This window comes from Achromobacter dolens (genome assembly GCF_902859745.1).
GTDB lineage: Bacteria > Pseudomonadota > Gammaproteobacteria > Burkholderiales > Burkholderiaceae_B > Achromobacter > Achromobacter dolens.
Genome location: NZ_CADIJW010000001.1, coordinates 188,335 through 212,141 on the forward strand (window position 1 = coordinate 188,335; position 23,807 = coordinate 212,141).

General features: G+C 68.0%; 19 protein-coding genes. 8 read left to right on the forward strand and 11 right to left on the reverse strand.

Annotated features, from left to right (window positions below):
• The first annotated feature begins 6 nt into the window (after window positions 1-6).
• From HV783_RS00790 to HV783_RS00800, 3 genes are read left to right on the forward strand one after another with little or no spacing between them, the layout of a single operon-like run.
• Complete coding sequence (locus HV783_RS00790; protein WP_254603817.1) at window positions 7-1,470, forward strand: TolC family protein; 1,464 nt, start codon at window positions 7-9, stop codon at window positions 1,468-1,470.
• Window positions 1,463-2,737, forward strand: a complete 1,275-nt coding sequence (locus HV783_RS00795; protein ID WP_175188519.1) for an efflux RND transporter periplasmic adaptor subunit — start codon at window positions 1,463-1,465, stop codon at window positions 2,735-2,737. The genes HV783_RS00790 and HV783_RS00795 overlap by 8 nt, the downstream gene beginning before the upstream one ends.
• Before the next feature lie 48 nt (window positions 2,738-2,785).
• Window positions 2,786-3,622, forward strand: a complete 837-nt coding sequence (locus tag HV783_RS00800) for a tRNA threonylcarbamoyladenosine dehydratase (protein WP_064525568.1) — start codon at window positions 2,786-2,788, stop codon at window positions 3,620-3,622.
• A 42-nt stretch (window positions 3,623-3,664) separates the two neighbouring features.
• Here the strand turns inward: HV783_RS00800 and HV783_RS00805 are convergent, their stop codons facing one another.
• The 3 genes from HV783_RS00805 to HV783_RS00815 are packed head-to-tail and all read right to left on the reverse strand — an operon-like array spanning window position 3,665 to window position 5,703.
• The gene (locus HV783_RS00805) at window positions 3,665-3,976 is read right to left on the reverse strand and encodes a non-heme iron oxygenase ferredoxin subunit (RefSeq protein WP_020925024.1); all 312 of its coding nucleotides are present in this window, start codon (window positions 3,974-3,976) and stop codon (window positions 3,665-3,667) included.
• A gap of 15 nt (window positions 3,977-3,991) precedes the next feature.
• On the reverse strand, window positions 3,992-4,465 hold the full coding sequence (locus HV783_RS00810; RefSeq protein WP_175188521.1) for an aromatic-ring-hydroxylating dioxygenase subunit beta: 474 nt from the start codon (window positions 4,463-4,465) through the stop codon (window positions 3,992-3,994).
• A 2-nt stretch (window positions 4,466-4,467) separates the two neighbouring features.
• Window positions 4,468-5,703 (reverse strand): aromatic ring-hydroxylating dioxygenase subunit alpha, encoded by a 1,236-nt coding sequence (locus HV783_RS00815; protein ID WP_026382665.1) that lies wholly within the window; start codon window positions 5,701-5,703, stop codon window positions 4,468-4,470.
• 292 nt (window positions 5,704-5,995) lie between these two features.
• Here HV783_RS00815 and HV783_RS00820 point away from each other — a divergent pair, with 292 nt between their 5' ends.
• Window positions 5,996-6,898 (forward strand): LysR family transcriptional regulator, encoded by a 903-nt coding sequence (locus HV783_RS00820; RefSeq protein WP_006388935.1) that lies wholly within the window; start codon window positions 5,996-5,998, stop codon window positions 6,896-6,898.
• A gap of 34 nt (window positions 6,899-6,932) precedes the next feature.
• Here HV783_RS00820 and HV783_RS00825 read toward each other — a convergent pair whose 3' ends face one another.
• The 3 genes from HV783_RS00825 to uvrA all read right to left on the reverse strand — a co-directional run bounded on the left by HV783_RS00825 (window position 6,933) and on the right by uvrA (window position 14,546).
• A complete protein-coding gene (locus tag HV783_RS00825) occupies window positions 6,933-7,565 on the reverse strand; it encodes an aminotransferase class IV family protein (protein WP_054501810.1) in 633 nt (210 codons plus the stop codon).
• Between the two features lie 76 nt (window positions 7,566-7,641).
• Window positions 7,642-8,778, reverse strand: a complete 1,137-nt coding sequence (locus HV783_RS00830) for an aminodeoxychorismate synthase component I (RefSeq protein ID WP_175188523.1) — start codon at window positions 8,776-8,778, stop codon at window positions 7,642-7,644.
• 8 nt (window positions 8,779-8,786) lie between these two features.
• Window positions 8,787-14,546 (reverse strand): excinuclease ABC subunit UvrA, encoded by a 5,760-nt coding sequence (gene uvrA / locus HV783_RS00835; protein WP_175188525.1) that lies wholly within the window; start codon window positions 14,544-14,546, stop codon window positions 8,787-8,789.
• Window positions 14,547-14,789: 243 nt separating this feature from the next.
• Here uvrA and HV783_RS00840 point away from each other — a divergent pair, with 243 nt between their 5' ends.
• The 3 genes from HV783_RS00840 to HV783_RS00850 are packed head-to-tail and all read left to right on the forward strand — an operon-like array spanning window position 14,790 to window position 17,154.
• Window positions 14,790-15,569 (forward strand): IclR family transcriptional regulator, encoded by a 780-nt coding sequence (locus HV783_RS00840; protein WP_144657227.1) that lies wholly within the window; start codon window positions 14,790-14,792, stop codon window positions 15,567-15,569.
• Between the two features lie 24 nt (window positions 15,570-15,593).
• Complete coding sequence (locus tag HV783_RS00845) at window positions 15,594-16,238, forward strand: bifunctional 4-hydroxy-2-oxoglutarate aldolase/2-dehydro-3-deoxy-phosphogluconate aldolase (protein WP_049071587.1); 645 nt, start codon at window positions 15,594-15,596, stop codon at window positions 16,236-16,238.
• Window positions 16,231-17,154, forward strand: coding sequence for a sugar kinase (locus HV783_RS00850; RefSeq protein WP_175188527.1), 924 nt, complete (start codon window positions 16,231-16,233; stop codon window positions 17,152-17,154). Before HV783_RS00845 ends, HV783_RS00850 begins: the two co-directional genes overlap by 8 nt.
• A gap of 124 nt (window positions 17,155-17,278) precedes the next feature.
• Here the strand turns inward: HV783_RS00850 and HV783_RS29580 are convergent, their stop codons facing one another.
• The gene (locus HV783_RS29580) at window positions 17,279-17,407 is read right to left on the reverse strand and encodes a hypothetical protein (protein WP_006226408.1); all 129 of its coding nucleotides are present in this window, start codon (window positions 17,405-17,407) and stop codon (window positions 17,279-17,281) included.
• Between the two features lie 652 nt (window positions 17,408-18,059).
• Window positions 18,060-19,025 carry a LysR family transcriptional regulator gene (locus tag HV783_RS00855; protein ID WP_054501807.1) on the reverse strand — a complete coding sequence of 322 codons (966 nt, stop codon included), beginning with the start codon at window positions 19,023-19,025 and terminating at the stop codon, window positions 18,060-18,062.
• Between the two features lie 223 nt (window positions 19,026-19,248).
• On the opposite strand from HV783_RS00855, the gene HV783_RS00860 reads away from it, so the two are divergent.
• On the forward strand, window positions 19,249-20,184 hold the full coding sequence (locus HV783_RS00860; RefSeq protein WP_054501806.1) for a glycosyltransferase family 2 protein: 936 nt from the start codon (window positions 19,249-19,251) through the stop codon (window positions 20,182-20,184).
• Window positions 20,185-20,221: 37 nt separating this feature from the next.
• Here the strand turns inward: HV783_RS00860 and HV783_RS00865 are convergent, their stop codons facing one another.
• From HV783_RS00865 to HV783_RS00875, 3 genes are read right to left on the reverse strand one after another with little or no spacing between them, the layout of a single operon-like run.
• Entirely contained in the window at window positions 20,222-20,965 is a 744-nt protein-coding gene (locus HV783_RS00865) for an ABC transporter ATP-binding protein (RefSeq protein ID WP_175188528.1), read from the reverse strand.
• Window positions 20,965-22,758, reverse strand: a complete 1,794-nt coding sequence (locus HV783_RS00870; protein ID WP_175188530.1) for a branched-chain amino acid ABC transporter ATP-binding protein/permease — start codon at window positions 22,756-22,758, stop codon at window positions 20,965-20,967. The genes HV783_RS00865 and HV783_RS00870 overlap by 1 nt, the downstream gene beginning before the upstream one ends.
• The gene (locus tag HV783_RS00875) at window positions 22,755-23,795 is read right to left on the reverse strand and encodes a branched-chain amino acid ABC transporter permease (RefSeq protein WP_054416489.1); all 1,041 of its coding nucleotides are present in this window, start codon (window positions 23,793-23,795) and stop codon (window positions 22,755-22,757) included. Before HV783_RS00875 ends, HV783_RS00870 begins: the two co-directional genes overlap by 4 nt.
• Between the last annotated feature and the right edge of the window lie 12 nt (window positions 23,796-23,807).

Sequence of the window (23,807 nt, forward strand, 5' to 3'; positions counted from 1 at the left end):
GCGCGAATGCTCATCGTGGCGCTTGGGTTGGCGGCGCTGTCACCCGTGGCACGCGCGGGTGATGAGCCGTTGCCGTCTCGCCCGACCATGCCGTATCAGGCGCCGGCCGTGGTGGGCCAGGGCGTCGTCGATCTGACCTTGACCGATGCCGTCTTTCTCGGCTTGCGCGCCAATCGCGGCATACGCAGCGCCTACCTGACCCGCGTGGCGCAGAAGTTCGACCTGCGCGTGGCCGAGGATTTCTTTTCGCCCAAGCTTCTCGTTACCGGGCAGATCACCGGCAACCGCAATCAGGACGATCGTTCGCGGCAGGGGGTGCTTTCGCCCGCGGCGACGATGGTGGGGGAATTCGGCACGCGTTTCAGCCTGGGTTGGACCAGCCAATTGAGCAAGGCCAACCGGGCGGGAGGGTTCCGCGACGACGGCGTCACGCTCGCGATCATCCAACCCTTGCTGCGCGGCGCGGGCCGCGAGGTGGCAACCGCGCCCTTGCGCATGGCGCGCTTGATCGAGCAAAGCAATCGGCTGACTTTGCAGGATTCGGTTTCCCAGACCGTTACGCAGATCGTCCAGGCCTACTGGCAATTGATGCGGGCGCAAGAGCAAGTCACCATTGCCAAGGCGGCATTGCAGCGTTCCCAAGCGCTTCTGGAGATCAACCAGGCGCTGATCGCCGCCGGACGCATGGCGCGGGTCGACCTGGTGCAGACGGAGGCCGATGTGGCCGCCCAGGAGTTCAATGTCGAGAATGCCGATAACGATCTCAACGCCAGCCGATTGATGTTGCTGCAACTGCTGGCCCTGGATCTGCGCAGCCGGATCCGGGCCAGCGACACGCCCGGGAAAATGCCCTCGACGCTCAGCGTGCAGGATGCCCAGCGCATCGCGTTGATGCACCAACCGCGGTATTTGCAGCAGGTGATCGCCCGGGAACAGGCCGATATCAATCTTGCGGTCGCGCGCGACAACCGCCTGTGGGATGTTTCCCTGATGGGCGGCGCCAGCCAGGGGCGAACGAGGCGGTCGAGCCGTGCGGACGCGGTGTCCGATCGCCATTGGGACGGGTATGTGGGTGTCCAGGTCCAGATACCGATCGGCGACCTGAGCGCACGACAGGCTGCCGTCCATGCAAAAGCCGACGCGGACAACCAGGCGCTGCTGCTCGAAGACGCCGAACAGCAGTTGGTGCTGGACGTGAATAACGCGGTGCGGGAACTGGCCTCTCGATGGCGCCAGTACGAAATCGCGGGACGCGTTCGCGATCTTTCACGCAAGAAGCTCGAGATCGAACGTCAGAAACTGCAGGCAGGACGATCGAGCAATTTTCAGGTGCTGGCCTTTGAAACCGATCTACGCGGGGCGGAGAACGCCCGACTCAATGCCTTGATCGGCTATCTGGATGCACAGGCGCAGTTGGACCTGAAGCTTGGCATGACATTGCAAAGTTGGGGTATCTCGCTGAATGACTAAGCGCTTTGCCTATAAATCCGGCCTGATGGCAGCGGGCGTGGCCCTGCTTGCCGTCGCGGCGATCGCCTTTGCATGGCATCGGCCGCCTGGCGGCAGGGCGCAAGATAAACCCTCGCCCTGGACATTGGTTTCGCCACGGCCGGTCGAGATTCGTCTGGGCGTGGCGGGAAAGATCGTTTCGGCGCAGATCGTCACAATCACAGCGCCCTTCGATGGCAATATCAAGTCGCTTGAGGTGTCGGAAGGGCAGCGGGTGGAGGCGGGCCAGCGCCTGCTCGAGATGGATGTGACCGAACTCGACATACAGCGACGCCAGGCGCTGAGCGAACAGATCAAGGCGCGCAAGCTCCTGAGCGACATCGACCACTGGGAGTCTGGCCCTGACGTCGCCCGCGCTCGTCAAACCCTGTCGAGCGCGCGTCTCAGTCTGAGCGACACGCATCAGAAGCTGGTTGAGACCAGGCAGCTCTATGAGCGCGGAATCGTGCCCCGCATGGAGCTGGATGCGTTGATCCAGCAGGAAAAGATGCAATCCCTGTCGGTGGCCTCGGCAGAGGCGGAACTCGCCGACGCCCGGGAGCGCGGCAAGGGGCAAGCGCGGCAACTCGCGGAAATGGAGGTGGCCAATGCCACGGCCCGGCTCAATGCGCTGGCCGATGAGGCCTCCGGCGTGGTGGTGGCGCCGTTTTCGGGTGTCGTGATCCGGGTCCCGGGCAACGGCGATGGCAGGCGGGACGCCGTCGGAGAGCCATTGTTGGCGGGCGCCAAGGTTGGGCAGGGCCAGGGGCTGTTGGCCATTGCCAACGTCGCGCGGGTCCATGTCGTGGCCAAGGTCGACGAGACGGATCTGAATCGGCTGCGTCCAGGCCAGCCGGTGGAAATACGTGGCGAAGGATTCAGGGACCTGGCGCTTTCCGGCGAATTGGAATCGATCGGGGTGCAGGGACTCGAGGGAGACTCGCAGGCGGGCACGATGTATCGGGTAGTGATTGCATTGCCGCCGCTGACGGCGGCGCAACAGGCGGTGGTGCGGCTGGGAATGACGGCGAGCGCCTCGATCGTGATCTTTCATGATGAGCAGGCGATGGTGGTGCCGGCCACGGCGATTCGTACTGACGCGGGAAAGAGCCTTGTCCGGTTTCGTGAATCGGCAAGCTCCACCGAGCGGTCGATCGTGGTCTCGGCCGGGCCTGCCACGCCGGACGGGGTGGTCGTGACGGGCCTTTCACCGGGTTATGTCCGGGATGAATGGCAACCTTCGCCGTGAAAGGACCCGGGGGGATCGCCCGACGCGCGCCCATATAAAATACCCCCCATGACCGCCCCAGAAGAAAAAGCCGACATCGCCCGCCGCTTCGGCAGCCTGTCCCGCCTCTACGGCCCCGAGGCTCCCGCCCGCCTCCAGAACGCCCACATCGCCGTCGCCGGCCTGGGTGGCGTAGGCTCGTGGACGGTCGAAGCGCTGGCCCGCTGCGGGGTCGGCGCCCTGACGCTGATCGACCTGGACCACATCGCCGAATCCAACGTCAACCGGCAGATCCATGCGCTCACGGAAACCCTGGGGCAGTCCAAGGTGGATGCCATGGCCGAACGCATCCTGGCCATCAATCCCGAATGTCGCCTGACCCGTGTGGACGATTTCGTTTCTCCGGAAAACGTCGCGCAAGTGTTGCCCGGCCCCTACAGCGCCATCATCGACTGCACCGACCAGGCCGCCGCCAAGATCGCCATGATCCTGCATGCGCGGGCGCTGGGGATTCCGATGCTGCTGTGCGGCGGCGCCGGCGGCAAGACCGATCCGCTGGCGTTGCGCGCCGGCGACCTGTCGGCCGCGGTCAATGACGCCTTGCTGTCCAAGCTGCGCAACAAGCTGCGGCGCGAGCATGGGTTTCCGCGGGCGGCGGACAAGAACGGCAAGGCGCTCAAGCGCGTGCCGAAGATGGGGATTCATGCCCTGTGGTTCGATCAGCCCGCCATCCTGCCCGATGAATGGACGCGGCAGGCCGAGGCCGAGGACGATATGGGCGCCTCGGCGCAGGCCGTGGCGCCGCAGGGGTTGTCCTGTGCCGGCTATGGCTCGGTGGTCACCGTGACCGCCGCCATGGGCATGGCGGCTGCCAACGAGGCCCTGCGGCTGGCGTTGCAAGGCTAGCTGGGCGGCGACGGCCCGTCACGGAACGCCGCCGCGCCCGGGTCACAGCGCCACGAACACCACGCCGTCCTCGATCCTGACCGGGTAGGTCGCCAGGTTGTCACGCAGCGGCGAACAGAGCGCGCGGCCGTCGCGCACGTCGAAGCGGCCCTGGTGCAGCGGGCACTCGATCTCGTGGCCCGTCAGGAAGCCGTCGCACAGGCGCGCATTGCCGTGCGTACAGAGGTTGTCGGTGGCGTAGACGTTGCCTTCCACGCCGTACAGCGCGATCTCGCGGCCGCCCGCCTGCACGGCGATCACGTCTTCGTCCGGCACGTCGGCCAGCGCGATGGCCTTGATCCAGTTCGTACTCATGTCTTGGTGTCCTGGTCAGATGGGGTAGATCAGCGAATTCGGGATCAGCTCGCTGTCGAAGATGCACAGCCGCGACTCGAACTTCAGCCCGTCGGGCGTCTGCCGGATCACGTCCAGGTAGCGGCCGACGTTGTAGACCGTGGTCAGTTGGTTCGGCTTGGTGCGGAACACCGCGTAGTTGGCTTCCGATTCGATGCGGTCGCCCCGCACCGACAGCACGCGCGGGGCGCCGACCACGTGACGCTGGTAGTAGGGGTCGTGGAAGATGGTGTCGGTGGCGCCGTAGATGCGGTCCCTGAGCATGGCGCGGCTCTCGAACGACATGGTCGCCAGCGGATAGCCGCGTTCGTGGTTCTCGCGCGGCAGCACCTTGTAGACGCAGTCCTCCAGGAAGAAGTCGGGCCATTGCTCCCACTGTTCGGCGTCGAGCGCGGCGGCGTAGTCGGCGTACAGCCGGGTCAACTGGTAGTAGAGGGGGAAGTCCAGCATGTTCACGCCTCCGCTTCCATCACGCGGCGCCAGTAGGCGTACATGCCGCGGATCAGGGTTTCGGTCACCATGTGGTCGGTGTTCTCGGCGGTCTTGCCGCCCAATTCGGCCACGCTGCGGTGCCAGGGCTTCTGCGCGAAGCCGGATTGCGAGAACTCGATCACTTCGCCATCGTCCGCCGAGACGAAGCCGGCCGGGCCGAACAGGTTGGCCTGGCGCAGGCGGCGCTGTGTCATCTCGGGGGTGTCGTCGGCGAAGCCGAAGTGGGTCCAGACGAAGTCGAAGGCGTCGTGGCCGACCGGCTGGATGTGGCGCGTGGACAGCGAGTTGACCTGCTGCTGGATGATGACGCTGGGGAACAGCGTCATCAGCACGGCGGTGGGGCCGTTCCACCAGGGTTCCGGCACGATGTCCAGGAAGCGGTCGTCGTTCAGCGTCATCTGTTCCTTGAAGCTGGACACGCCGCTGGTGACGCTGCCCTTGCCGCCCTGGCCGCGGGTCGAGATCATGGCTGCGTGGCGGAAGTGGCGGTCCATCTTCAGTTCGGAGCGGTTGTCGGCGCGCCACAGGCCGAAGGTGACGAACCAGGTGTGCAGCAGGCCGGGGTGGTAAGGGTCCTTGATGTTCTCCTGCATCAGCTTCCAGTTGCCCGGGATGCGCTGGCGGCTGTAGCCGTGGATGACCAGTTGGCGGCCGTCGAAGACGCGGTCGAAGTAGTGCAGGATGTCCGGGCCCAGGTAGTCTTCCAGCGGCTCGACGTCGTGGTCGAACGAGGCGAACACCACGCCGTTGCGGCAGGCCACGGCCAGCTTGGTCAGGCCGTGCTCTTCCGGCTTGAAGTCGGGCGGCATGCCGCCGTTGACGCGGCCGTCCTGCTTGACGCCGCGGCGGAACGGCACGCCGATCAGGTTGCCCTGCAGGTCGTAGTTCCACTGGTGGTAGGGACAGACGAACTCGCTGCGGTTGCCGGAGCGTTCGCGGCAGAACTGCACGCCGCGGTGGGCGCAGACGTTCTCCACCACGCGCACCTGGCCGTCGTTGTCGCGCAGCAGGATGACGGAGCGCTCGCCCACGGCGGTGCGCTTGAAGTCGCCGGGATTGGGGATTTCCGCTTCCAGGCCGACGTAGCTCCAGTGGCCGCGATAGAAGAAACGCTCCAGCTCGCGCTGGTGCAGGGCGGCGTCGGTGTAGACGCCGAAGGGAATGCGGTGGCTGCCGTCGCCCTGCCAGGGGGGCATGAACGACAGCGGCTGTTCGGGGGCGGCGCTGGCGGGGCAGGCAGAGTTCGCGCGGGCGCCGGGGATCGTGTCCGTCGCGGTATCCAGGGGAGTGTTCATCGGCGGCCTCCGGCGAGGCGGCCGTGCCTACAGGGCGTGACGCGGGGATGGCGCATGGTTGTCTCCTTCATCCATCGGAGCCGGCGCGACATGGGCGCAGGCGTTTGTTGCATCATCGGCCAGGGTGTGAAATAAATAAATAGAATCTGGATGATGACAACAATCACCAAAATAAATATTGGTGGAGACAAGCATGAACCTGCAAGACATGGACCTGAACCTGCTGGTCGTGTTCAACGAGCTGTGCAAGCACGGCCGGGTGTCGGCGGTGGCGCAGAACCTGGGCATTTCGCAGCCGGGGGTCAGCAACGCGCTGGGGCGGTTGCGCAAACTGCTGGGCGACGAGCTGTTTCTGCGCACCTCGCGCGGCATGGTGCCCACGCCCTATGCCGAGGCGCTGGCGCAGCCGATCGCCGATGCGCTGGCGGCGCTGCACGGCACGCTCAACGCGCGCGCCAGCTTCGATCCGGCGCGCAGCGAGCGCGCCTTCGTCATCGGCGTCAACGACGTCGGCGAGACCTACTTCCTGCCGCGCCTGATGCGGGCGCTGGACGACGCCGCTCCCGGCGTCACCATCCGCACCGTGCGCACCACTTCGATCGACGTGAAGGACGAGATGGAGCGCGGCCGCATCGACCTGGCGATGGGTTTCCTGCCGGGCCTGAAGCACGGCTTCTTCCAGCGCCGGCTGTTCCGCCAGCCCTATGTGTGCATCTTCCGCGAGGACCATCCGCTGGCGCGCACCGGCGTGTCGGCGCGGCAGTTCCGCGCCGCCGAGCATGTCGCCATCGTGTCCGAAGGCACCGGCCACGGGGTGGTGGACCAGGTGATCGAGCAGGCCGGCATCCGCCGGCGCCTGCGGCTGACGGTGCCGCACTTCATGGCGGTGGGGCCGGTGCTGCAGGCCACCGACATGATCGCGGTGGTGCCGCGGCGCTTCGCCGATTGCGCCTGCAAGCCGTTCGGCCTGGCCACCGCGCCCTGTCCGGTGAAGATCCCGGAGTCCGTCATCAATGTGTTCTGGCACGCCCGCAACCATCGCGAGCCGGCCAACCAGTGGCTGCGGCAGGTGGTGGTGGAGCAGTTCGCGGATTAGGGGGGCGCGTACTCACCGCCCGGCGCGCCGGGGTTCAGGTTTCGCGCAGCGTGACCGTGAACCAGCCGCGCAGGGCGTTGGACAGCCGGATTTCGTCGGCCGCGTGCAGGTCGGCCAGGGTCAGCACGCGTTCGCTGACGTTGCCGGTGTCCAGCAGTTCGGCGCGCTGCACGCCGGGCAGGCAGCCGCTGTCGACCGGCGGCGTATACCAGTCGCCATCCAGGCGCAGGTAGACGTTGCTGCGGCTGCCTTCGCACAGCTCGCCGCGTTCGTTCAGGTAGACCAGGTCGAAGATGTGCGGATGGGCCGGCAGCCATTCGATGGTCTTGGTGTACCAGGGCCGGTAGGTGGTCTTGTAGCGCAGCAGCGGTTCGGAGGAGCGCAGCGCCTCGGGCGCCAGCATGATTTCCTGCGCCGCCGGCAACGGCGGCAGCATGGCGGTCTGGATGTGGCGGCTGCCATCGCGCGCCACCAACAGGCGCAGGCGGTGCGCGCCGGGGGTGTTCAGGCTGAGCGCGGCGATCATGATGTCGCTTTGCACCGCATTGCCGCCCCAGGTGTAGCCCAGCGCCTTGCAGGAATGCTCCAGGCGGTGCAGGTGGCGCGCCAGCAGCGGCACGCGGCGCTCGGCGTCGACCAGGATGGTCTCGATCAGTTCGGGTTGCATGCGGGCTCCTGGTAAACGGCGGGCGAAGGAGGGCGGGGCCGGGGTCTATCCTACCCCGTGGACACGGATTGCGCACTCAGGCGCGCAGGATGCGGGCTTTCCAGTGGCATTCCTGCCATTCCTCGGCCGGATCGGAGTCGTGCACGATGCCGCCGCCGACGCTGTAGACGCCATGGCCGGCCGCATCCAGCACCAGCGTGCGGATCGCCACGTTGAGCGAGAAGTCGCCGTCCGGCGCCAGCCAGCCGATGCTGCCGCAATACAGACCGCGCGGCGCGGCCTCCATTTGCCGGATGCGGCGCATGGCGGCGACCTTGGGCGCGCCGGTGATGGAGCCGCACGGGAACAGCGCGCGCAGCACGTCCTCGAGCGTGGCGCGCGGCGCCTGCGCGGACACGGTCGAGGTCATGGTCCAGACGGTGGGATAGCGTTCCAGCGAGAACAGCGCCTCGACCTTGACCGAGCCGGGCTCGGCCAGCCGGCCCAGGTCGTTGCGCAGCAGGTCGACGATCATCAGGTTCTCGGCGCGGTTCTTGTCGCTGGCCAGCAGCGCCTGGCCCAGGCGCTGGTCCTCGGCCGGGTCGGGGTGGCGCGGCGCGGTGCCCTTCATCGGCCGGGTGGTCAATCGTGCGCCGTGGCGGGTCACGAACAGCTCTGGCGAGAACGACAGCACCGTGCGCGCGCCGTCCTCGATATAGGCGCCGTGCGCCACCGGATTGCGCGCGGCGATGCGGCGATACAGCGTGGCCGCGTCGCCCTGGTATTGCACGTCGAGCGGCTGGGTGTAGTTGACCTGGTACAGCTCGCCGGCGCCGATCAGCGCGCGGATGGCCTCGATCTGGCGCACGTAGCCGGCCTCGGTCATGCGCGGCGCGGGGATGCTGAGGGCGGCCGGGGGGCTGTCGGCCGCCGGCGGGTCCCACGGCGTTTCGTCGATCTGGCGCTCGAACACCAATGCCGTCAGGCGCGCCCGGCCGTCATCATGCGGCGGCGTCCAGGGACCGGCGGGCGCGGGCCGGGTGGCTTCGGGCAACAACCATTCGCCCAGTTCGTAGTCCAACAGCAGCGCGACCCAGTGGCCGCGCTGGCGCGCCGCGTCGATGGCGGCCAGCGCGGGGCCGACCTCGGCCGCCGCGCGCGCCTCGATGCGGGCCAGGAAGCCGTCCAGCCGCAGCGCGCGGCCGGCCAGCCGGTCTTCAAAACGACAATGCATGACTCTCTTTACTGTTGCGCCAGGAACTCCGTCAGCACCCGGCCCGTGTGGGAGTGGTCGCGCAAGGTCATGACGTGTTCAGGCGACCCCTGCGCCACCAGCTTGCCGCCGCCGGTGCCGCCTTCGGGGCCCAGGTCCAGCAGCCAGTCGGCCTCGGCGATGACGTCGAGATTATGCTCGATCACCACCACCGTGTTGCCGGCTTCCACCAGGCGGTGCAGCACGTGGATCAGCTTTTCCACGTCGGCCATCGACAGGCCCACGGTCGGCTCGTCCAGCACGTACAGCGTGTGCGGGATGCGCGAGGCGCGGCCGGTCTTGATCAGGCCGTCGGTCAGGCGGGCCTTGGACAGCTCGGTCACCAGCTTGATGCGCTGCGCCTCGCCGCCGGATAGCGTCGGCGACGGCTGGCCCAGCGTCAGGTAGCCCAGGCCGACGTCCTGCATCAGCTGCAGCGGCCGATGGATCTTGGGGTGCGCGGCGAAGTATTCGATCGCGTCATCGACTTCCATGGCCAGCAGTTCGCCGGCGTTCTTGCCGCGCATCTGCACGCTCAGCGTGTCGCTGTTGAAGCGCGCGCCGTTGCAGGCGTCGCACGGCACCTTCACGTCGGGCAGGAAGTTCATTTCGATGGTGCGCATGCCCTGGCCTTCGCAGATCGGGCAGCGGCCGTCGCCGGTATTGAACGAGAAGCGCGCCGAGGTCCAGCCGCGCATGCGCGCTTCGCGCGTGTCGGCGAACTGCTTGCGCACGTCGTCCCAGAAACCGACGTAGGTGGCCGGGCACGAGCGCGGCGTCTTGCCGATCGGGGTCTGGTCCACTTCCAACACGCGGTCGATCGCTTCCCAGCCCTTGATGCTTTCGCAGCCGGCCCAGCCGGGCGCCTTGCCCTGCGAGACGGCCTGCATCAGGTTGTCCAGCAGCACTTCGCGCGCCAGGGTCGATTTGCCGGAGCCGGACACGCCGGTGACCACGCTCAGGCGGCCGACCGGGATCTTGGCGTCGACGCTGCGCAGGTTGTGCAGGCGCGCGCCCTTGATCTCGATCATGGGGGTGTCGGCCTCGACCGGGCGGCGGCCCTGCAGCGGGTGCTGCAAGGGCTTGGCCAGGTAGCGGCCGGTGACGGATTCGGGCGCGTCGATCAGGTCCTGCGCGCTGCCCTGCGCCACCACGCGGCCGCCGCGGATGCCGGCGCCGGGGCCGATGTCGATGATGTGCGAGGCGCGGCGGATGGTGTCGTCATCGTGCTCGACCACCACCAGCGTGTTGCCGTTGCCTTCCAGGCGCGCCAGCGCGTCCAGCAGGATGCGGTTGTCGCGCGGGTGCAGGCCGATGGTGGGCTCGTCCAGCACGTAGCAGACGCCCTGCAGGTTCGAACCCAACTGCGCCGCCAGCCGGATGCGCTGCGCCTCGCCGCCCGACAGGGTGGGGGCGGCGCGGTCCAGCGCCAGGTAGTTCAGGCCGACTTCCTGCATGAAGTTCAGGCGCCCGCGGATCTCGGTGAGGATGTCGCGGGCGATCTCGCCTTCGCGGCCGCGCGCCACCAACCCGGTGAAGAAGGTGTGCGCGTCCGACACCGGCAGCGAGGCCAGCTCGGCGATCGACTTGTCGCGCCAGCGCACGGCGCGCGCGACTCGGTTCAGGCGCTGGCCGTCGCACTGCGTGCAGACCTTGGCCTCGCCTTCGTACCAGGCGTTCCAGGCGGTTTCCTCGCCGGTCTGCTCTTCGTCGAAGCCCTGCAGTTGCAGGCCGGTGCCGAAGCAGCCGGTGCACCAGCCATGCTTGGAGTTGTACGAGAACAGGCGCGGGTCGGGCTCGGGGAAGCTGGTGCCGCACGAGGGGCAGGCGCGCTTGACCGAGAAATGCTGCTGCTGCAGTTCGCTGTTCAGCGCCTCGTGCAGCTTGTCCACCGGCCACACCACCGACATCACGCCCTGGCCGTTTTCCAGCGCGCTCTTGACCGCGGCGCGCAGGTCAGCCTCGTTGGCCGGGTCGACCACCACGTCGGCCACCGGCAGTTCGATGGTGTGTTCCTTGTAGCGGTCCAGGCGCGGCCACGGCGCCACCGGGATGAATTCGCCGTCGACCCGCAGGTGGGTGTGGCCCTTGGAGCCGGCCCACTTGGCCAGGTCGGTGTAGTAGCCCTTGCGCGCGGTGACCAGCGGCGCCAGCAGGCCGATGTGCTCGCCCTTGCGCTCGCGCAGCAGGCGCGCCACGATCTGGTCGGTGTTCTGCGGCTCCACCGCGACGTTGCAGTCCGGGCAGTATTGCGTGCCCAGCTTCACGTACAGCAGGCGCAGGAAGTGGTGGATCTCGGTCATCGTGGCCACGGTCGACTTGCGGCCGCCGCGGCTGGTGCGCTGTTCGATGGCCACGGTCGGCGGGATGCCGAAGATGGCGTCCACATCCGGCTTGCCGGCAGGCTGCACGATGGCGCGGGCGTAGGCGTTGAGCGATTCGAGATAGCGGCGCTGGCCTTCGTTGAACAGGATGTCGAAGGCCAGGGTCGACTTGCCCGAGCCGGACACGCCGGTGATCACGGTGAACTTATCGCGCGGGATCTCGACGCTGACGTTCTTAAGGTTGTGTTCGCGCGCGTTGCGGATCTCGATCGCCATGTTGTCCTGGCGGCGCTTGCGCATGACGGATTGCAGCGGCGTGCCTTCGCCGGCGCCATAGGCGGCAGTCGGCTCGGCGATGCGGGCCGTCAGGCCGGCCTGCTCGGCTTCCTGCGCGTCGATGTCGCTGCTGACCACCACGTCGGCTGGCAGGATGCTGACTTCGTAGTCGCGCAGCGCCGCGCCGGTGTGCGAGGCGGGGTTGGCCATCAGGTCCTGCGGCGTGCCGACGCCGATCACCAGGCCGCCGGCGTCGCCGCCTTCGGGGCCCAGGTCGATCAGCCAGTCGGCCGCGCGGATCACGTCCAGGTTGTGCTCGATGACCAGCAGCGTGTGGCCCGCGGCCAGCAGCTTGCGGAAGGCGCGCATCAGGCGCGCGACGTCATCGAAGTGCAGGCCGGTGGTGGGTTCGTCGAACAGGAACAGGCTGCCCTTCTTGGCGACTTTGGCGGTGGAGATGCCGCTGCGCGCCGCTTCGGCCAGGTGACCGGCCAGCTTCAGGCGCTGCGCCTCGCCGCCCGACAGGGTCGGCACCGGCTGGCCCAGCCGCACGTATTCCAGGCCGACGTCGGCCAGCGGCGCCAGGCCCGTCTGCACGTCGCGCAGGCCCTTGAAGAACTCCAGCGCCTCGCTCACGGTCATTTCCAGCACCTCGTCGATCGAGGCGCTCTTGCCCAGGTGCTCGACGCGCACTTCCAGCACTTCGGGGCGGAAGCGCTTGCCGTCGCAATCGGGGCAGCGCAGGTAGACGTCGGACAGGAACTGCATCTCGACGTGTTCGAAGCCGGTGCCGCCGCAGGTGGGGCAGCGGCCGTCGCCGCCGTTGAAGCTGAAGGTGCCGGCGGTGTAGGCGCGTTCACGCGCCAGCGGCGCCTGCGCGAACAGCTTGCGGATCGCGTCGAACGCGCCCACGTAACTGGCCGGGTTGGAACGCGCGGTCTTGCCGATGGGGGTCTGGTCGACCATGACGACGTCGGCGATCTGCTCGACGCCCAGCAGGCGCTCGAAGGCGCCCGGCGCTTCCGACGGCTTGCCCTTCTGCTTGAGCAGGGCGGGGAACAGCACGTCCTGCACCAGCGTCGACTTGCCCGAGCCGGACACGCCGGTGACGCACACCAGTCGGCCCAGCGGCAGCTCGACCGAGACATTCTTGAGGTTGTGCGCGCTGACGCCTTCGAGCAGCAGGCGCGGCGTGTTGGCCGCCACCGGCATGGGGCGCGGCGCTTCGACGCGCTGGCGTCCGCCGAGATAGTCGCCGGTCAGCGTGCGGGCCGCGCGCAACTGCGCCGGCGTGCCGTCGAACACGATCTGGCCGCCGCGTTCGCCGGGGCCGGGGCCAATGTCGATGATGCGGTCGGCGGCCACCATGACCTGCGGGTCGTGCTCCACCACCACCAGCGTGTTGCCGGCGTTGCGCAGCCGGTGCATGACCTCGACCACGCGGTGCATGTCGCGCGGGTGCAGGCCGATGGACGGCTCGTCCAGCACGAACAGCGTGTTCACCAGCGAGGTGCCGAGCGCCGTGGTCAGATTGATGCGCTGCACTTCGCCGCCTGACAGCGTGCGGCTCTGGCGGTCCAGCGTCAGGTAGCCCAGGCCGACGTCGCACAGGAACTTCAGGCGCGCGCGCACCTCGGTCATGAGCAGGTCGGTGGCGGCGTCGAGCGCGCCTTCGAACGACAGCTTGTCGAAGAACGCGCGCACCCGTTCGATGGGCAGCAGCATCACGTCATGGATCGACAGGCCGTCCAGGTTGTCGAGCTGCTCGCGGCTCCAGTTGGCGCCGACCGGCATGAAGCGCTTGTAGCGGCCGTCTTCCGGCGGCAGCACGCTGTCGGCCTCGGCCTTGGTGCCCAGGCGCCACAGCAGCGCATCGGGCTTGAGGCGCGCGCCGTTGCAGGTGGGGCAGGGGGTGTAGCTGCGGTACTTGGACAGCAGCACGCGCACGTGCATCTTGTACGACTTGGTCTCGAGCCAGTCGAAGAAACGCTGCACGCCGTACCACTGGTGCTTCCAGGCGTCGTTGCCGCCCTTCCAGTCGGGCGTGCCGTACAGCACCCAGCGCTTGTGCTCCTCGCTCATGCTCTTCCACGGCACGCCCAGCGGGATGCCGGCGCGCGGCGCGTACTTCTGCAGATCGTCCTGGCATTCCTTGTACGAGGGCGTGGTCCAGGGCTTGATGGCGCCTTCCAGCAAGGTCTTGTTCTCGTCCGGGATGACCAGGCCGAAGTCGATGCCGATCACGCGGCCGAAGCCGCGGCAGGCCTCGCAGGCGCCCAGCGGCGAGTTGAACGAGAAGCTGCTGGGCAGCGGGTCGGTGTATTCGATGTTGCAGTCGGCGCAGTGCAGGCGGTCGCTGTACTTCCAGATGTGCGCATCGGCGCCCTCGGCGTCCATGACGTACACGGCCAGATGGCCGGCGCCCATGCGCAATGCCGTATCCAGCGCTTCCATCACGCGTTCGCGTTCGGTGCCGGCGAAGCGGAAGCGATCCTGGATCACGTGCAGGATGCGGCGTTCCTCGGTGGCGGCCTTGGCCTTGCCCTTTTCCTTCTTGGCGCCCTTGGCCGGCGCGGTGGCGTTCGGCACGGCGGTTTCCTCGGCGTGCACGCGGGTGTAGCCCTGCTGCTCGAGGAAGCCGCGCACTTCGTCTTCGGTGAAGTTGGCCGGCACGGCGATGGGGAAGGTCACCACCAGGCGCGGATCGCCGGCCGCGGCCGAGCGTTCGGCCAGCGAGCGGTGGATCGATTCGGGGGTGTCACGCTGCACGACCTTGCCACAGCCGCGGCAGTGCAGGCGCGCGCCGCGCGCGAACAGCAGCTTGATGTGGTCATTGAGCTCGGTCATCGTGCCGACCGTGCTGCGCGAACTGCGCACCGGATTGGTCTGGTCGATGGCGATGGCCGGCAGAATGCCCTCGATGCGGTCCACCTGCGGCTTGTCCATGCGGTCCAGAAACTGGCGCGCGTAGGGCGAGAAGGTTTCCACGTAGCGGCGCTGGCCCTCGGCGTAGAGGGTGTCGAAGGCCAGCGAACTCTTGCCGGACCCCGACACGCCGGTCACGACCACCAGTTCGCCGGTGGCGATGGTCAGGTCCAGGTTCTTGAGATTGTTCTGGCGGGCGCCAACGATGCGGATTTGGGAGCTCATGGACGGTATCGTAGCCTGAGGGAGGGGGCGGCCCCGGACGACGGCCAATGGCTGGTTCCGGGCGCGGCGATGTGGAATAATTGCCTATATCGTGAGGCATGTGTCCACAATGTGGTCAAACATGCGCGACGAAGCTGTACAAATAAACAGTATCGCAGATTCGTCTGAAATTGGCGCGGTTTGCCGAGTGCTTTCCGCGGGCGCGTTGTTAACGCAGGGCATCTACCCGAGGTGGGGGCGGTTGTGTCGGAATCCAAGGTGGCGGGCGCGGCCGCGTTCGCCAAGTTCATGACGGTGTTGCAGGCGGTGGCGGACGCGCCGCGGCCGCCCACGGCGGCGGCGCTGGCGCGCAGCAGCGGCTATCCGCGGCCGACCGTCTATCGCATCGTGGCGGCGCTGGCCGAGCAGGGCATGGTGGCCGAAGCCGACGGCGCCTATCGCCTCGGGCCGCGCCTCCTGGCCCTGGCCAGCCGCGCCTGGTCGCAGTTCGACCTGCGCGCCGCGCTGGCGGCCGACCTGCAGGCGCTGCGCGACGCCACCGGCGAGACCGTGCACCTGGCGGTGCCGGCCGGCACCGAAATGATCTATATCGACAAGCTTGAAAGTCCGGGCCCGGTGCGCATGGCCTCGCGCGTGGGCGCGGCGGTGGCGCTGCATTCGAGCGCGGTCGGCAAGGCCTACCTGGCCGCGCTGGACGAGCCGGCGCGCGAACATCTGCTGCGCGACCTGCCGCTGGAATCGCGCATGCCCGGCACCGTGGCGAGCCTGCCCGCGCTGCGCGCGGCGCTGGCCGAGACGGCGGCGCGCGGCTACGCGCTGGACAACGAGGAAAACGAGCCCGGCATCGTCTGCTATGGCGTGGCGCTGCGCGATGCCGGCGGCCAGCCGGTCGCATGCGTCAGCGTCAGCACGCTGATGTTCCGGCGCAGTGACGATCCGCAATCGGCCTATATCGAACCCCTGCTGCGGCTGCGCGATGCGGCCGCCGCCAAACTCGCCGTGCTGCCATCCGGCGGCGCCTGAACGATCCATCCCGAAAGGAATGCCATGACCGCTGCTCCCCGTGCCTCGAAACTCGACGCCTTGCTCGCCGCCCGGGTCGTGCCCGTGCTGCGCTACCAGGATGCCGCCACGGCGGCCTACGCCGCCGAGGTGGCCGTGGCCGCCGGCTGCACCACGCTGGAACTGACCTGGACCATTCCGGGCGTGACCGACCTGGTGCGCGCGCTGCGCGACAAGCACGGCCCCGCGCTGCTGCTGGGCGTGGGCACGGTGCTGGATGAAACCCAGGCGCGCGAGGCCCTGGTGGCCGGCGCCGACTTCCTGGTGTCGCCGGCACTGGCCACCGAGATCGTCGACCTGGCGCATGCCGCCGACGCCCTCTGCCTGCTGGGCGCCTTCACGCCCACCGAGGTGCTGGCCGCGCGCCGCGCTGGCGTCGATGTGGTCAAGGTGTTCCCGGCCGACACCGGCGGCCCCAAGCATCTGGCGGCGCTGAAATCGGTGTATCCGGACACGGTGTTCTGCCCCACCGGCGGCGTCACCGCCGAAAACATGGCCGCGTATTTCGCCGCCGGCGCGGGCCTGGTCGGCATCGGCAGCAACCTCTACGACAAGGCCGCCTTCGCCGCGCGCGACACCGCCGCGCTGGTGGCCCAGATCACCCGCACCCGCGAGGCCGCCCATGGCTGATTTCGATATCGTCGCGCTGGGCGAACCGCTGGTCGAACTGAACCAGACCAGCCAGGACCAGCGCCAATACTTGCAAGGCTTTGGCGGCGACACCTCCAACGCCGTCATCGCCGCCGCCCGCCAGGGCGCGCGCTGCGCCTACCTGACGCGCGTCGGCGATGACGCCTTCGGCGCGCAGTTCCTGGCCTTGTGGCGCGACGAGGGCGTGGACACCTCGGGCGTCGAGGTCGACGCCACTGCGCACACCGGCCTGTACTTCGTGCAGCACGGCCCCGACGGCCACGCCTTCAGTTACCTGCGCCGCGGCTCGGCCGCCAGCCTGATGACGCCCGCCAGCCTCGACGGCGGGCTGATCGAACGCGCCCGGTTCCTGCACGTCTCCGGCATCAGCCTGGCGATCAGCACCAGCGCCTGCGACACCGTCTTCGCCGCCATCGCCCGCGCCCGCGCGGCCGGCGTGCAGGTCAGCCTGGATTCGAACCTGCGGCTGCGCCTGTGGCCGCTGGACCGCGCCCGCGCCGTGCTGCGCGAAGCGCTGTGCCACGCCGACCTGTTCCTGCCGAGCATGGACGACATGCAGCACCTGACCGACAACGACGACCCCGAACGCACCCTCGACTGGATCCGCGACGCCGGCGCGACCGGCGTGGTGGTGCTGAAGCTGGGCAAGGACGGCTCCATCATCGACGACGGCAAGACCCGCGCGCCGGTGGCGGCATTGCGCGTGGATGCGGTGGACGCCACCGGCGCCGGCGACTGCTTCGCTGGCAGCCTGCTGGCGCGCCGCTGCCAGGGCGACGACTGGGCCGCCGCGGTGCGCTACGCCAACGTGGCGGCGGCGCTGTCGACGCTGGGCTATGGCGCGGTCGACCCGTTGCCCCGCGCCGAGCAGGTGCTGGCGAAGCTGCGGACCTGAGGCTGGGGCGTCCCGACAGCCGGCGCCAACGGCCGCCCCAAACAAAAATCCCCGCCGGTTCGCACTAGCGGGGATTTTTTCGATCGGGCCGCACGCCAGGAATCTGGCGCGGCCGGCGGGTCATTTAGACGCGCTTGATCTTTTCCAGCATCTTGAACACACCCTTGGGCGACTTGACGAACAAGCGCTTGAAGGCCTTGCCCAGGCAACGGCGTTCCAGGGTGTTGCGACGCACGCGTTTGCGTTCAGCCATGTTGATTCTCCTGTTGAATTTGCGGAAATCGAATTAGCGGGGCGAAGCCGCCTTCAAGCTTGGCTTGCGGGTGTCTTCGACCCGGCCGCACAACCGGAAACTGGGCTGGCGGGGAAATTGGGTAACTCGGCATTCTAGCCTGAAAGTGGCTAGGGCGCCAATTTGGGGGAGGCTTGCCTGGAGACCCGGGAACGAAAAAAATAGGGACGCATTTGGCTTGGTAAGCCCCCTTTCGGTCCGCTCCGTGTGCAGGATGCATCGACAGGCCAGCTAATTGGCCCCTTCGCACACGCGAGAGCGCCATCATCCCGACGCAAGACGCCGCGTAAGCCTCAAAAGGCCGCCCGCGCGGCCGGTTTGAGGCGGACCCCGCAAGATCCTCCGCTCCACTCCTGATAGTCACCAGCACGCCAAGCAAGCCGACCGCCCCAACGCCCTAGGCCAAGTCTCATCGTGAGCGCGTGGCGGGATCGGCGGGGGATGGCGGGGCGTGTAGATGCGCCCGACGGAAACCGAAGGGAGCCGAAGGCGTACGAGGTTGAGGCAGGGGTAGTCCGGAGCGAAGGCTCCGGACCGCAATCGGAGCCCCGCCATCCCCCGCCGATCCCGCCACGCGCGGCGCAAGAACCCCGCATCGTCCAGAAAAAAACGACTACTCAGCCGGCCCCAACTTAGGCCGAATGAAATCCATGAACGCCCGCGTCTTGGCCGGTTGAATACTCGACGGATACACCACGTAGATAGAAATGGGATCCACCGACCACCCCGGCAACACCCGCCGCAACGAATTGCGCTTGATGATCGGATCCAGCGCCTGGCAATGCGGCATCCGCGTGATCGCCAGATCCAGCCCCGCCAGCGTCCCCGCGATGCTCATGTTGTTTGCCGCCAGATGCCCCTTCACCGGCACCTGCTCGCTCACCCGCCCATTGTGCAGCGTCCAGTGCGAATGGGCGTCGTCGATCGTCGTGCGCAGGCATTGATGCTGCGTCAGGTCCGACGGCGTCTTCGGTTCCCCGAAACGTTCCAGATAGCGGTCCGACGCATAAAGATAGTTGTTCAGCGCCACCAGTTCCTGCACCACCGCGCCGTCGCTGCGGGGCGCCGGCGCAGCGCCATTGCCATTGCCGTGGTCGGCGTTCGTCACCGGATAGTCGCTGTTGCGGCCGAAACGCAGCACGATGTCGAACGGCGTGCCCTGGGCGTCCGACGCCGTCATCATGCTCAGGTCGAACTCGCACTCCACCTCGGGATAGCGGTCCGTGAAATCGTTGATCGTTTCCGGCAGCAGCCAGATCGCCAGACTGTAGGGCATAGACACCCGCAGATTGCCCGAGGGGCCGCCCGATAGCGCCTGCAACTGTTCGTGCGCCAGGCGGGCCTCGTCGATCAGGCCCTGGCAGCGGCTCATGTAGGCCGCGCCGGCTTCCGTCAGGTCCAGGCGGCGGGTGTTGCGGTTGATGAGGCGCAGGCCGATCGCGCGTTCCAGCTCGTTGATACGGCGCGACAGCGTCGAGGTGGGCATGTTCAGCGCCCGGGCGGCCAGGCTGAAGCTCTTGCGCTTGGCCACTTCTACAAACAGGGCGATGTCGTTGAGCTGGACGGTCGGGGCTTCCATAGGCGTTCCGGTGTGGGCCGCCCGAGTTTACGCCACTCCGGCGCGAGTCCCAACGTCGGCGCCGCGGACCAGAATCAGTCCGAGAATCCGCGCCTTGTCAGATTTGATTGCAAATTTGCATGCCATGCCATCAGTTGCCGCGGGCATATCCCCTAAACTTCAGGCGAACACACCATACCAAGACCGCAGCGGTTATCCGGAATCGCCAAGGGGCCCAGTTCGCATGATCGATACGCCGACGTTTTTCACCGTCCTGACGCCCACCTACAACCGGGCGGGGACGTTGCACAGGGTGTACGAATCCCTATCCCGCCAGACATTCCGGGATTTCGAGTGGGTGATCGTGGACGATGGCTCCACCGACAATACCCACGAAGCCGTGCTCGACTGGCAGCAGCGGGCCCGTTTCCCCATTCGCTACATCTGGCAGAACAACCAGCATAAGAAAACCGCCTTCAACCGGGGCGTGCGCGAGGCGCATGGCCAGTTGATCGTGGCGCTCGACAGCGACGACGAGATGCCGCCCGAGGCGCTGGCGACGTTCAAGGCGGCGTGGGAGGCCATCCCGCCGGCGCGGCGCGATTCCTACGTGGCGGTGACCGGCCTGTGCGCCCGGCCCGACGGCAGCATCGTGGGCGACCGCTATCCGCAGGACGTGTTCGACAGCACGGCGGTGGACGTGTATTTCCGCTACCGCATCAAGGGCGAGAAATTCGGTTGCATGCGCACCGACGTCCTCAAGAAGTATCCGTTTCCGGAAAACGTGGCGGGGTTCGTGCCCGAGAGCCTGGTGTGGTGGGCGATCGCGCGGGCCGGTTACCTCAGCCGCTTCATCAATCAAGTGGTGCGCACCTACCACGACACGCCGGGCGGCCTGAGCCAGAGCACGACGTCGGTGGCCAACAACGCCCAGGGCCTGTACCTGCTGGCCTGGGACATGCTGCAGCACCACCTGGAATTCTTCCGCTTTCGGCCGCGCGAATTCATCATGGCCGCGGCCCGTTATACGCGCTTCCGGCTGCATCTGAAGCACTCCGGCGTGCCCACGGCGCTGCAGGCCTATCGCCTGACAAACCCATGGGCACGCCTGATGGTGGGCGTGATGTGGCCGTTGGGCTATGCGCTGTACCGCCGCGACCGGCGGCGCGGCGTGGCATGAGGGGCGGCCGGGCGTTCACCCGGGCCGCCATGCGAGGCTATGCCGGGGTTGACGCGGCGTGGCCGAGGCCCAGGTAGACCTCGACCACGCGCGGGTCTTCGGCGACCTGCGCGGCGGGGCCTTCCAACGTGAGGCTGCCGGTTTCCAGCACGTAGGCGTAATCGGCCACCTGCAGCGCGGCGCGCGCGTTCTGTTCGATCAGCAGGATCGACACGCCCATGCCGCGCAACTGCTCGACGATGCGGAACACCTCGCGCACGATACGCGGCGCCAGGCCCAGGCTGGGTTCGTCCAGCATCAACAGGCGCGGCTTGGCCATCAGCGCGCGGCCCACCGCCAGCATCTGGCGTTCGCCGCCGGACAGCGTGCCCGACAACTGCGCGCGGCGTTCGCGCAGGCGCGGGAACAGGTCGTAGACCTCGGCCAGCGTCTGGTCCTGGTCGCGCAGGCCGCGGCGGAAGCGGTCGAAGCCGCCCAGCATCAGGTTGTCTTCCACCGACATCTCGGCGAACAGCTCGCGTTTCTCCGGCACCAGGTTCATGCCGGCCGCCACCATTTCCTCGATCTCGGCGTGTTCCTGGCGCTTGCCGCCGAACACGATTTCGCCGCGCGAGGGCAGCACGCCCATGATGGCCGACAGCAGGGTGGTCTTGCCGGCGCCGTTGGGGCCGATGACGGTGACGATCTTGCCCTCGTCCACCGACAGGCTGACGCCCGAGACGGCCTCGACCTTGTCGTAGGCCACGCGCAGGTCGCGCACTTCCAGCAGTTTCGCGCTCATCATTCCACTCCGCCCAGATAGGCTTCCAGCACCGCGGGGTTGTGCTGGATCTCCGCCGGCAGGCCCTCGGCGATCTTCTCGCCGAAGTCCATCACCACCACGCGATCGACCAGGCCCATCACGAAATCCATGTCGTGCTCGACCAGCAGGATCGCCATGCCCTCGGCCCGCAGCTTTTTCAGCAACTCGGCCAGTTCGCATTTTTCCTGGTAGCGCAGGCCGGCGGCCGGTTCGTCCAGCAGCAGGATGCAGGGATCCGACGCCAGCGCCCGCGCGATCTCCAGGATGCGCTGCTGGCCCAGCGCCAGCGAGCCGGCCTCGTCGTGCAGGTGTTTGCCCAGGCCGACGCGCTCTACCTGGCGCGCGGCCTCGGCCAGCAGGCGGGCCTCCTCGGCGCGGTCCAGGCGCCAGGCCGCCGGCAGCACGCCGCGATGGCCGCGCAGGTGGGCGCCGATGGCGACGTTCTCCAGCACGCTCATGCGGCCCAGCAGCCGCACGTGCTGGAAGGTGCGCGACAGGCCCAGGCGGGCGATGCGGCGCGCGCCGGCGCCGGCCACTGGCTGGCCCAGCAGCGTGACCTGGCCGGAGGTGGGCGTGTCCACGCCCGAGATCTGGTTGAACATGGTGCTCTTGCCGGCGCCGTTGGGGCCGATCAGCGCCAGGATCTCGCCGGCGCGGATCTCCAGGTTCATGGCGTTGTTGGCGACCAGGCCGCCGAACTTGCGGGTCACGTCGACCGCTTTCAGCACCACTTCGCCGCGCGGCGGCATGGGCTTGCGCGGCAGCGGCTCGGCCTGGCTGTCGATCTGGCGCTGGCGCTTGCGCACCGGCACGCAGCGCGCCAGCACCGGCCACAGGCCGCCGCGGAAGCGGTGCAGCAGCAGCACCATGCCGAAGCCGAACACGATCACCTCGAAGTTGCCGGTCTGGCCCAGCAGCTTGGGCAGCCAGTCCTGCAGCCATTGCTTGAGCACCGTGAACACGCCCGCCCCGACCAGCGCGCCCCACACCTGGCCGGCGCCGCCGATGACGGTCATGAACAGGTACTCGATGCCCATCTGCAGGCCGAACGGATTCGGATTGACGAAACGCTGCATGTGCGCGTACAGCCAGCCCGAGGCGCAGGCCTGCAACGCCGCGATGATGAAGATCACCATGCGCGAGCGGGCCGTGTCCACGCCCATCGATTCGGCCATGACGCGGCCGCCCTTGAGGGCGCGGATGGCGCGGCCCTCGCGCGAGTCGAGCAGGTTGCTGGTCGACCACATGGCCACCAGCAGGAAGGCCCAGATCAGGTAGTAGATCTCATCGCCCTGCGTCAGCGCCCAGCCGAACAGGTGGATGGCCGGCACGTCGGGGATGCCGGTGTGGCCGCCCAGGCCCTCGACCGAGCCGAAGGCGAAGTACAGCGACAGGCCCCAGGCGATGGTGCCCAGCGGCAGGAAGTGGCCGGACAGCTTGAGCGTGATGGCGCCCAGCAGGTAGGCCACCACCAGGGTCAGCAGCAGGCCTGCCAGCAGCGTCAGCCAGGGCGAGGCGCCCAACCACGCCAGCCAGGCGGGCAGGGCGTCGGCGCGGGTGGTGAGCAGCGCGGTGGTGTAGGCGCCGACGCCGACGAAGGCCGCCTGGCCGAAGCTGGTCAGGCCGCCCACGCCGGTCAGCAGCACCAGCCCCAGCGCCACCATGGCGTACAGGCCGATGTAGTTCAGCAGGGTGACGTAGAACGGCGGCAACGCCAGCGGCGCGGCCGCCAGCAGCGCCAGGAACACGAGGACGAGGTGGCGCGGGGTCATTCTTCTTCTTCCTCGACGTGGTGGCTTTTCAGGGAACGCCAGAGCAGCACGGGGATGATCAGCGTGAAGACGATGATCTCCTTGTAGGCGCTGGCCCAGAACGAGGAGAAGGCCTCGATCAGGCCGACCAGCACGGCGCCGGCGGCGGCCAGCGGGTAGCTCACCAGGCCGCCGATGATGGCGCCGACGAAGCCCTTCAGGCTGACCATGAAGCCGGAATCGAAATACATGGTGGTGATGGGCGCGATCAGGATGCCCGAGACGGTGCCGATCAGCGCCGCCAGGAAAAACGTGGCCTTGCCGGCGAACACCGGCGAAATGCCCATCAGGCGCGCGCCGAGCCGGTTGAAGGCGGCCGCGCGCAATGCTTTGCCGTACATCGAGCGCTCGAAGAACTGGTACAGCACCACGATCAGCAGCGCCGACACCGCCACCACCCACAGCGCCTGGCTGTTGACGTTGACCGGACCCAGCGCCAGGCTGGCGTCGCTGAACGGCGCGGTGCGCGCGCCTTCGGCGCCGAAGGCCAGCAGGCCCAGGCCCACCAGCGCCAGGTGTACGGCGATCGACACGATCAGCAGCACCAGCGTCGAGGCCGAGGCGATCGGCTGGTAGAACAGGCGATAAAGCTGCGGACCCATCGGCACCACCAGCAGCAGCGTCAGCAGCGCCTGCACGGCCATCGGCAACTGCGCCAGCGGCAGGCGGTAGAACAGCGCGGCCAGCAGCAGCGGATACACCACCTTGGCGATGATGCGCCACAGCGGCGCGCGGCGTCCCGGCCGCCTGGCGCGCGCCATCAGGTCGGCCACGGCCTCGGCCAGCGCGAACGCCAGCAGCAGCCACACCAGCAGCACCGGCTTGCCGGCCTGCAGCGCGGCCATGGTGAGCGCGCCGAAGGCGACGAACTCGCCCTGGGGGATGAACAGCACGCGGGTAACGGTAAAGACCAGCAGGATGGACAAGGCCAGCAGCGCGTAAATGGCGCCGTTGGTGATGCCATCCTGCCCGAGTATCAGGGCGATCTGAGCATTCATCGGTACTTCCGG

Coding starts and splice junctions, on each gene's coding strand:
- HV783_RS00870 (WP_175188530.1), bottom strand. CDS start 22,758: ATGACCCCGCGCCACCTCGTCCTCGTGTTCCTGGCGCTGCTGGCGGCC.
- HV783_RS00845 (WP_049071587.1), top strand. CDS start 15,594: ATGACCGCTGCTCCCCGTGCCTCGAAACTCGACGCCTTGCTCGCCGCC.
- HV783_RS00825 (WP_054501810.1), bottom strand. CDS start 7,565: ATGCAACCCGAACTGATCGAGACCATCCTGGTCGACGCCGAGCGCCGC.
- HV783_RS00830 (WP_175188523.1), bottom strand. CDS start 8,778: ATGCATTGTCGTTTTGAAGACCGGCTGGCCGGCCGCGCGCTGCGGCTG.
- HV783_RS00790 (WP_254603817.1), top strand. CDS start 7: ATGCTCATCGTGGCGCTTGGGTTGGCGGCGCTGTCACCCGTGGCACGC.
- HV783_RS29580 (WP_006226408.1), bottom strand. CDS start 17,407: ATGGCTGAACGCAAACGCGTGCGTCGCAACACCCTGGAACGCCGTTGC.
- HV783_RS00820 (WP_006388935.1), top strand. CDS start 5,996: ATGAACCTGCAAGACATGGACCTGAACCTGCTGGTCGTGTTCAACGAG.
- HV783_RS00815 (WP_026382665.1), bottom strand. CDS start 5,703: ATGCCCCCCTGGCAGGGCGACGGCAGCCACCGCATTCCCTTCGGCGTC.
- HV783_RS00865 (WP_175188528.1), bottom strand. CDS start 20,965: ATGAGCGCGAAACTGCTGGAAGTGCGCGACCTGCGCGTGGCCTACGAC.
- HV783_RS00875 (WP_054416489.1), bottom strand. CDS start 23,795: ATGAATGCTCAGATCGCCCTGATACTCGGGCAGGATGGCATCACCAAC.
- HV783_RS00810 (WP_175188521.1), bottom strand. CDS start 4,465: ATGCTGGACTTCCCCCTCTACTACCAGTTGACCCGGCTGTACGCCGAC.
- uvrA (WP_175188525.1), bottom strand. CDS start 14,546: ATGAGCTCCCAAATCCGCATCGTTGGCGCCCGCCAGAACAATCTCAAG.
- HV783_RS00850 (WP_175188527.1), top strand. CDS start 16,231: ATGGCTGATTTCGATATCGTCGCGCTGGGCGAACCGCTGGTCGAACTG.
- HV783_RS00800 (WP_064525568.1), top strand. CDS start 2,786: ATGACCGCCCCAGAAGAAAAAGCCGACATCGCCCGCCGCTTCGGCAGC.
- HV783_RS00805 (WP_020925024.1), bottom strand. CDS start 3,976: ATGAGTACGAACTGGATCAAGGCCATCGCGCTGGCCGACGTGCCGGAC.
- HV783_RS00795 (WP_175188519.1), top strand. CDS start 1,463: ATGACTAAGCGCTTTGCCTATAAATCCGGCCTGATGGCAGCGGGCGTG.
- HV783_RS00855 (WP_054501807.1), bottom strand. CDS start 19,025: ATGGAAGCCCCGACCGTCCAGCTCAACGACATCGCCCTGTTTGTAGAA.
- HV783_RS00860 (WP_054501806.1), top strand. CDS start 19,249: ATGATCGATACGCCGACGTTTTTCACCGTCCTGACGCCCACCTACAAC.